At 33.4% G+C, this 9316-nt stretch carries 6 protein-coding genes; 4 read left to right on the forward strand and 2 right to left on the reverse strand.

Features of this window, described 5'->3' with window-relative positions:
- Positions 1-57: 57 nt before the first annotated feature.
- Together glmU and ACP6PK_RS23655 are read right to left on the reverse strand one after the other, a co-directional pair.
- Entirely contained in the window at positions 58-1446 is a 1389-nt protein-coding gene (glmU, locus tag ACP6PK_RS23650; protein ID WP_426563207.1) for a bifunctional UDP-N-acetylglucosamine diphosphorylase/glucosamine-1-phosphate N-acetyltransferase GlmU, read from the reverse strand.
- A gap of 975 nt (positions 1447-2421) precedes the next feature.
- Entirely contained in the window at positions 2422-3303 is an 882-nt protein-coding gene (locus tag ACP6PK_RS23655) for a tRNA (5-methylaminomethyl-2-thiouridine)(34)-methyltransferase MnmD (protein ID WP_426563209.1), read from the reverse strand.
- Between the two features lie 24 nt (positions 3304-3327).
- Here ACP6PK_RS23655 and ACP6PK_RS23660 point away from each other — a divergent pair, with 24 nt between their 5' ends.
- The 4 genes from ACP6PK_RS23660 to ACP6PK_RS23675 all read left to right on the forward strand — a co-directional run bounded on the left by ACP6PK_RS23660 (position 3328) and on the right by ACP6PK_RS23675 (position 8874).
- The gene (locus ACP6PK_RS23660; protein WP_426563211.1) at positions 3328-4587 is read left to right on the forward strand and encodes a hypothetical protein; all 1260 of its coding nucleotides are present in this window, start codon (positions 3328-3330) and stop codon (positions 4585-4587) included.
- A 337-nt stretch (positions 4588-4924) separates the two neighbouring features.
- Complete coding sequence (locus tag ACP6PK_RS23665) at positions 4925-5482, forward strand: hypothetical protein (RefSeq protein ID WP_426563213.1); 558 nt, start codon at positions 4925-4927, stop codon at positions 5480-5482.
- Positions 5483-5489: 7 nt separating this feature from the next.
- The gene (locus tag ACP6PK_RS23670; protein ID WP_426563215.1) at positions 5490-6305 is read left to right on the forward strand and encodes a sulfurtransferase; all 816 of its coding nucleotides are present in this window, start codon (positions 5490-5492) and stop codon (positions 6303-6305) included.
- 892 nt (positions 6306-7197) lie between these two features.
- Entirely contained in the window at positions 7198-8874 is a 1677-nt protein-coding gene (locus tag ACP6PK_RS23675) for a tetratricopeptide repeat protein (RefSeq protein ID WP_426563217.1), read from the forward strand.
- The last annotated feature ends 442 nt before the right edge of the window (positions 8875-9316 follow it).

A 9316-nucleotide genomic window follows, 5' to 3' on the forward strand; every position in this document is an offset into this window, starting at 1 on the left:
ATTATCCATTATCAATTATCCATTATCAATTATCCATTATCCATTATCCATTATCCATTATCCATTATCCTCCGACTCTTTCAACCGCCAACCTTTTCTCACAAGTTGTCGAGAGCGAGCAATAACTAAACTATCATCTTCCACATTCTTTGTAACTACCGAACCTGCTGCTACCGTCACATCTTCCCCCAAAGTCACAGGAGCAACCAATACACTATTTGCGCCAGTTTTCGAGCGATCGCCAATCTTAGTCTGATGTTTTTTCACCCCATCATAATTAGCAGTAATTGTACCAGCACCAACATTTACCTTTTCTCCCAGAGTCGCATCCCCTAAATAAGATAAATGAGCTGCTTTAGAGCGATCGCCCACCTTAGCTTTTTTCAATTCGACAAAATTACCAATTCGACAGTGAGAACCCACTTGAGAATCACCCCGTAAATGTGCATAAGGGCCAATATGACTATTATCGGCCACCACACTGTCAGAAATCACAGAATATAAAACTGAAGTATTTTTACCTATCTGACTATTTTCAATCAAACTTCCTGGCCCAATGCGACTACCAGCACCAATCACACTCCGACCTCGAATATGAGTTTGTGGTTCAATAATCACATCCCGTTGTAACAAAACTGTATCATCAATAGTAATACTGTCAGGGTCTATCAACGTGACTCCAGCGGCCATCCAATTATCTTTGACCCGCATCTGCAAAATCTCATAAGCTGTAGCCAAATGTTTACGGTCGTTAATCCCAACAATTTCTTGATAGTCATTTACATCAACTGCCATGACAGGGTTGAGAAAATTTACTGTATCTGTTAAGTAATACTCTTGTTGGTCATTGTTAGGTTTTAGTTGGGGCAATATTTCTGCTAAAGCAGGCCAATTGAAGCAGTAGACTCCGGCATTGACTCGATGGTTTTGTTTCTGGGCCGTTGTACAGTCTCGGTCTTCTACTATTTGAGTCACAAAATTATTTGTATCACAGAATATTCTACCGTAACCTTTGGGATTAGGTAGATTGGCAGTCAAGATGGTGGCTGAATTTTGATTTTCCTTGTGGGTATTGATTAACTGCTTGAGAGTTTCGGGTCGTAATAATGGTACATCTCCATTTAATACCAGCATATCCTCAGAAAATTCTTTTAGATAGGGTAACAATTGTTGAATGGCGTGACCAGTTCCCAATTGTTCCGTCTGTTCTACAAATTCTAGTGTAGGAATATTATCATTATCAATATCAATATTATCTAGGAGAGATTTTTGTACAAGGTCTCCACGATAACCAACTATCACAATTATTCTTGATGGTTGAATAGAAACACAACTTTCCAGAACTCGTTCAACTAAGGTAGAGGAACCTAATTGGTGTAATACCTTGGGTAAGTCTGACTTCATTCTGGTGCCACGTCCAGCCGCTAAAATTGCTACCGCTACCATGATTTTTAGAATTATTTGCTTTCTGAATAAGAAACGTTATAAGACGAATCTACAATACTCATATTCTCATATTTGAGGGAGTAGGGAGTAGGAGGCTCAGTTACAAGGGTATGTTTTTTAAATTATGCCATTGGGTGTGGGGGGTGTAGGGAGTGTGGGGAGTGTGGGGGAAATAACTTGACTATGTTTTTTACCTTGAATGTAAAAGTCGATCAAAAAACCTTAAAAATATGAAGGGTTGAAGAAATTTTGAGCCATTTATGTTTGAAAAAAGTACACTTTTTTTGAGATTTTATTTTGAATAAAAGTGATTACTTATCCCTCAGTTAAAAACTTACCTCTGTAATACCATTTCTCAAAAATTTTTCTACATTTTATTGAGTAGGGGAGCGTTCAATAATTGATAATGGATAATGGATAATTGATAATTACCTCTCCCTAAAAGAAAGAGGATTGATAAAAGGAAAATTTTTTCTTGTTTCTCCTTTAAAGGAGAGGCTTTAAACCTTAATTATATGGTAAACAATGAATAATTAATAATTTTGAGCATAAAGAGTTTCAAACTAGGTACTTTTAGGTTGAAAAGGTTCAAAAATTTAGCATTTTTTGCTGAATATTTAGAGAAAAATCACGGTAAACAATTAATAATTAATAATTAATAATTAATTATTAATAATTTTGATTTTGAGCATAAAGAGTTGAAAACTAGGTACTTTTGGGTTAAAAAGGTTCAAAAATTTAGCATTTTTTGCTGAATATTTAGAGAAAAATCAAGGAACTATTCTTCCAACTATCTCCTCTAAATTCCCCATTTATTCTAACTCCTGACTCCTGACTCCTAGCAATACTAAAATACTTTTCCAGCAAGCCCTAAATATTGCCTTTTTTGTAACAGCATAACTTTTAACTTTTAACTTTTGAATTTTGACTTTTGAATTTTGACTTGATAGGGCATAACTTTTAACTTTTGAATTTTTAATTTTGACTTTTGACTTGATTAAGCCAACGTTTTTTCCAATGAGATGTAGGTTCTAAAGATGATTTTTGTTGTTCTAACTGACGGCGATGCACAATAATTTCAGTGGAGTCTGATAAGTTTGGGTCACGGTAAGGAATACCAGCGCGAGTAAGTAAGTGTTCTTTTTCCTTTTGGGAAAGTGGGGGTAAATTTTTCTCTGCAAAACTGGCCACTGTTCCTGGCGATCGCCTACCTACTGGTGTTGTGGAACCAATTTTTAAACCAGCTTCAAGTAATGCTGTTCTGACTGCTGCAGAACAGGAATATGTTGCTAGGTAACCATCAGGTTTGAGACAGTTACTTACTAAGGATAAAAATTCTACTGTCCACAGTTGGGGACAACTGGGTGGTGAAAAGGGGTCGAGAAATATAGCATCTGTCTGGAAACTAGAGTTACTTAATTCTTGAATAGTTGTCCTTGCATCTCCAGTTAGAAGTTTGGCCTCAATTTTGTCTGTTTGTAATTTATGGGTATTAGCAAGAGTAGTTAATAATTCTGGTACTGGTTGAGGCCAATTATCGAGAAGACCTTTGGCGATCGCTGCTTTTGGCACTTCTGGGTCTAATTCTAGTCCCACCCATTGAACTTTGCAACTAGGATTTACTCTCCAGATGGCTGCTAAAGCTGAGGCTGTATTATATCCTAGTCCATAACAAACGTCTAGTATGCAGATTACAGATCGATCTACTCTAGATAATAGTTGAACTGGGTAAACAAATTTATATTCGGCTTCTTGTTGAGCGCCAAAATGAGAGTGAAAGGTTTCACCAAATTCGGGTGAAAAGAAAGTCCATGAACCATCTGCTGTTAGTTGTGGTATGAATTTGTAATTTGTCAATTCTTCCTCCTAAATTTTTATCTAATGAACAAACCAAAAAAATTATACTTACCAAGATGGTTTCCTTATCCTAGTTCTTGGTTAAAGGCTTTAATTATGCTTTCTTTTATGACTATTTTAGTTGCCATAATTAGGAATTTTGAACTAGGAAGATATTTTTGGGAACAACTAGGGGGTAGTTTAGAATTATTGGTTTGTTTGAGTATCGTTATTCTATTTTTTTTAATTCCTTTTTTTGTCTTTGCACATCATTTTTTTATTTTATTCTTTCATACTATTCGGGAAACATTTTCTAAAAGATATCGTTATAATTTATTATTTTTTCCAGCCATTATCAGTTGGTGGAAAGCTTTATATAGCTGGTTAGTAATTATGATTAGTACCTTGGCTGCGATTTTACTATCTACATTAATCATGCCTTGGTTTAACCTGAATTACACAGTTTTTATCTTAGAAAAAAACAGATTTTTATATCCTGAATCAGTTATCGAAAAGTTGATTTTATTTGTATTTATTAGTATTTGGCTAATAGTAGCTGCTAAATTTTATCAATTTGAATTTATCTCAAAAAGTTTTTTTCTGTTCAGCAAAACAAATTATTATACTCAAACCAAGAATTATAAAGTTAATCAAAAAAATCAAAATCAACGCCAGATTGATTTGAAAAAGATAGATGATGAATTAGCAAAGTCTAGCATTTATTATGGAGTAAATCAAATTACTAAACCCCAAAATATTAGAGAGCAAGCCTACAATAATCAACTAATTAACTCTCAAAATAATCAGCTAAAAAAATTACCTAAAATTATCAAAGATAATATTTTAGTCTTACTCATTATTCCTTTACTAGGATTAGGCGTATATAGATTTTCTCAATGGCAATTAGTTTCTGAAACTCCTGTAGTTGTAGTAACTGAAATTCCCTCACCAATACCAAAAAAACTGAATTCTGAGAAACCAGAAATTGCAGAGGTAAAAACTAAACCTACACCTCTATCTTCTCCAACAAAAAAATCTGCATCTATTTCCACAACAACTATTGTTTTAGCACCACCTGACCCATTTAAATTAGCAGTTAACCGAGCTATAAATGCAGCAGAAATGGCTCAGTCTGCCCAATCTCAAATAGAATGGGAAGCAGTAGCAAGTCAGTGGCAAGATGCAACAGAATTAATGAAAATAGTTCCACCATCTCATCCAAAATATAAGGAAGCCAGAAAAAAAATTAAAGAATATCAAAGCTACGCTGACTATGCAAGTAGAGTTGGGAAAATTAAAAGGTAATTAATTAATGGATAATCAATAATGAATAATGGATAATTATTATAATAATTCAGCCGTCATCTTTTAGATTTAAGCAAGAATATAACTCAATACGGTTTCCTTTCCTACAGAATTCTGGGCAAACGGAATGCTGGGTAAACAGATAAGACCAAAACTCATAAAGTATCGATCTATAAGACTCATGTACTTTCCTTCTTACTTCTTACTTCTTGCTTCAAAATTTGGTATTATTTTCCTACAGAATACTGCTCATTCATGTCACACAGTCAAACAAGCTTGGCGAGGTTAAAGCTAAATAAAATAAATATTTTTTGTGGATAATCAGAGGTAATTAATCATGGTTCAGTATAGATTTATTCAGCTTGCCAAAAAAGGAAATTCTAAAGCGATAGCTACCCTATTAAATAGTAAATTACATCCTGAAGGTATTAATGCAAAAGCTAGTGTACTAAATAGTTGGTTACACATACTCCTAGAATCTGATGAATTGCCAGATAGAAGTTCTACTATAGGTATAGTTCGGAATCAATTAATAGAATTAGCACCAGAGTCAATTAAAAGAGTAAAATTATTGTTCAAAAGATACATTGATGATTATGCTACTTGGGGTCAAGAATTTGATTTAGAATTAACTTCCTTATCTGATTTAAACTTGACCAGTTTTTCTGATAATCAACAAAATGGATTTTATTCAAAGTCAAAAATTAATAGTATCAAAAATCAAGGTTTTAATAATCTCAGAATGAGTCAGATGACTTTAGCGATAGTAGTGATAATATTGTTTATGGCTTTAGTTGTTTTTATTGGCAAAATGTTGGTCAAGCAATCATCACAAACTCCCAATACTGGTACAACTTATCCTCAAGTATTACCAACAGAAGAAAACCTAATTTAACTTAAACATGACTAACACAAATCTCCTTATTTCTCCTAAGTGGTTGGCAAACCATCTGAATGACCCAAACCTAATTATTATTGACTGCCGTTTTTCCTTAGCAGACCCAGAATTAGGCAACAAACAATATCAAGAAAGTCATATCCCTGGTGCATTCTATTTAGACCTCAACCAAGACCTTTCTAAACCTGTAGAAAAACATGGTGGACGTCATCCATTACCTGACCTTAATAAACTAGCTGAAAAATTAGCAACTATAGGTGTTAAATACCAAGAAACTCTAATTGTAGCTTATGATGATTCTCGCTTTGCTTTTGCCTCCCGTTTATGGTGGTTATTAACATATATGGGTCACGAAAAAGTTGCTCTATTGGATGGTGGTTTTTCTGGATGGCAAAAAGAATATCCAGTTACAAATGAAATTTCCACTCAAAAGTTAGGTTTTTTTGAACCTCAAATTCAATCAAAAATGGTGGTAGATATAGAAACAGTTAAAGCTAGAAAAGATTTACCAGAAGTAGTCTTAGTTGACTCGCGAGATAGCGATCGCTACTTAGGAAAGCATGAACCTATTGACCCTATTGCTGGTCATATTCCAGGGGCAGTTAATTATCCTTGGAAACAAGTTACTGATGAAAATAGTAATGCTAAAGTTTCGGAGCAAAATTATCGTTGGGAAGAGGTAAAAAATGCTGAGGAAGTTATTGTTTATTGTGGTTCTGGTGTGACTGCTTGTGTTAATTTATGGTCGTTAAAAATGGCGGGTATTAATACAGGAAAGCTTTATGCAGGTAGTTGGAGTGATTGGTGTTCTTATTTGTAAGTATTCAGCTATCAGCTATAAAGTTATTAACTAATTATCTGGGCAGGAGAAATTAGTCTACTATGGTCGTTAAAAATGGCGGGTATTAATACAGGAAAGCTTTATGCAGGTAGTTGGAGTGATTGGTGTTCTTATTTGTAAGTATTCAGCTATCAGCTATAAAGTTATTAACTAATTATCTGGGCAGGAGAAATTAGTCTCCGAAGAGTGAATTTATGCTTCTTAAAAATGCCAGGTATTCAAATTTGTAAGTATTCAGCTATCAGCTATAGCAATCCTCCGCATATTCGTGGCAAAAATCTTACTGCTTTTTAGGTATGGAGGAAAGACTTAACTCTTAACTGGTGGAAGTTTCAACTTTTTCATTTACTTTTTGATTACCTGCGACCTATTTAGGATTGCTATATAAAGTGATTAACTAATTATCCTGGAAGGAGAAATTAGGATCTGATGAGTGAATTTATGCTTCTTAAAAATGGCAGATATTCAGAGAAAAAAACTTTATCTAGGTAATTATAGTAATTGATTTTCTTTAAGGATTCAGATATTAGCAATAAGACCAAAAATTTAAAACTATCTATTGTAAATATAAAGTTTTATGTTAAGTAAAAAATGTTTATAAAGTATAGTCTTAAGAGTGCGGTTTAAATCTAAAACCAAAAACAATAGCTGTTAATGCAGTTACGACCTAGGAAGCTATCTAATAGCTCAATCCTTACCAAAAAATTCAGGTATAAAGCCTCTCCATAAATGGAGAAAAAAGAAAAAAATTCCTTTTAAGCAATCCTCTTCTTTATAAGAAGAGGTAATTATTAATTATTGAAATATATTCAATACTTAATTCCCCAAAAAAAAAGCAAGATTTTTGACGCTAATAAAATAGGATTGCTATATGAATATTAAAACCAGAAAAAATTGGATTTTTATTCTCTCTGTTTGTCTCACAACTTGCATTTATATTGCACTTACTTTAAATCCTTCTTGGTCAGCTATTGAGAAAAACCAAAATCAATTAAATAGTGCAGTTCCTCTATGGAAAAACTTAGGAAATATCCATCATAAAATTACAACAAATTCTCCTCAAGCTCAACGTTACTTCGACCAAGGTTTAACCTTTATTTTTGGCTTCAACCATGCTGAAGCTAAACGTTCTTTTCAACAAGCAACCAAACTAGATTCTAATTGTGCAATGTGTTATTGGGGTATTGCTTTATCACAAGGTCCTAATATTAATGCACCAATGAATCAAGAATCTATTCCTACTGCTTATCAAGCTATCCAAAAAGCTGAGAAACTTTCTCCTAAAACTACTCTCATAGAACAAGCCTATATTAAGGCTTTATCTCAAAGATATTCTGCTCAAAATTTAGAAAATCGTAAATCTTTAGACATGGCTTATGCTAATGCCATGAGAGAACTTTCAAAACAATATCCTAATGATTTAGATGCAGCAACTCTATTTGCTGAATCTTTAATGGATGTAATGCCTTGGAATTACTGGAAAGAAAATGGTGAACCTCAACCTTTAACGAATGAAGTTGTTAAAACATTAGAGTTTGTATTAGAAAAAAATCCAAATCATCCAGGAGCAATACATTATTATATTCATGCCATTGAAGCTTCTCCATATCCAGAAAAAGCAGAAAAACCAGCAGATATTCTCCGTAATTTAGTTCCTGCTGCTGGTCATTTAGTACATATGCCATCTCATATTTATCTCAGAATTGGTCGTTACCATGATGCAGCTACTACTAATCAAAATGCCATGAAAGTAGATGAGAAATTTCTGGCGACTTCTCAACAAAAAGGATTATATTCAGCACTTTATTATCCTCACATTATTCATTTTTTCTGGTCAGCAGCTAGTATGGAAGGACGTAGCAAAGATGCAATTAATGCTGCTAGAAAGTTAGTAGGTAAAGTTTCTCTTCAAGAAGTTCAGCAGTTTCCTTTGACTGAAATGTTTCTCCCCACTCCCTATTTTTCCTTAGTGCAATTTAGTAAGTGGGATGAAATTCTTACCGAATCTCAACCATCAAATAAGTTACCCTATACAATGGCAATTTGGCATTATGCAAGAGGTATGGCATGGGTTGGTCAGGGAAATTTAGAAAATGCTCAATTTGAGTATCAAAAAATCAACGACTTATTGCAAAATTCACAATTTAGTGGTTTGGAAAGTGCAAATTTTCCTGCTACAAATTTAATTTCAATTGCTAATCATTTATTAGTGGCAAAAATAGCAGACTTAAAAGATAAAAATGAGGAGATGATTTCTGAATATCAAACCGCCGTAGAACTTCAGGATAATTTACCCTATATGGAACCTCCTTATTGGTATTATCCTGTACGTCAATCTTTAGGTGCAGCTTTGTTAAAGTTAAATCGGGAAAAAGAAGCAGAAATAGTTTATCGTCAAGATTTGCAACAGCATCCAAATAATGGTTGGTCTTTATATGGATTAGCAGAAAGTTTATCAGCACAAGGTAAAGAAAAAGAAGCTGCTGAAGTTAAACAAGAGTTTCAAAAAGCTTGGTTAGAAGCAGATATTAAAATAATGGATAATTAATAATTGATAATTGATAATTGATAATTAATCCCTAGAGGTTTAAAGTCTCTCCTTTTAAATCGATCATGGATAATTGATAATTATGGTTTGCTGAATAACTCTTTTTGTTAGGGTAGGAGTCAGGAAAAATGGGAATTATAGAATAAGTAAATGAATAATTGATAATTGATAATTATGGTTTGCTGAATAACTCTTTTTGGTAAGGTATGAGTCAGGAAAAATGGGAATTATAGAATAAGTAAATGGATAATTGATAATTGATAATTATGGTTTGCTGAATAACTCTTTTTGGTAGGGTAGGAGTCAGGAAAAATGGGAATTATAGAATAAGTAAACGAAATGAATAATGGATAATTAATAATGGATAATGGATAATTGATAATTATCGTTTGCTGAATAACTCTTTTTGGTAGGGTAGGAGTCAGGAAAAATGGGAATTATA

The organism is Dapis hubbardiae BLCC-M172, assembly GCF_050016015.1.
Lineage (GTDB): Bacteria > Cyanobacteriota > Cyanobacteriia > Cyanobacteriales > Microcoleaceae > Trichodesmium.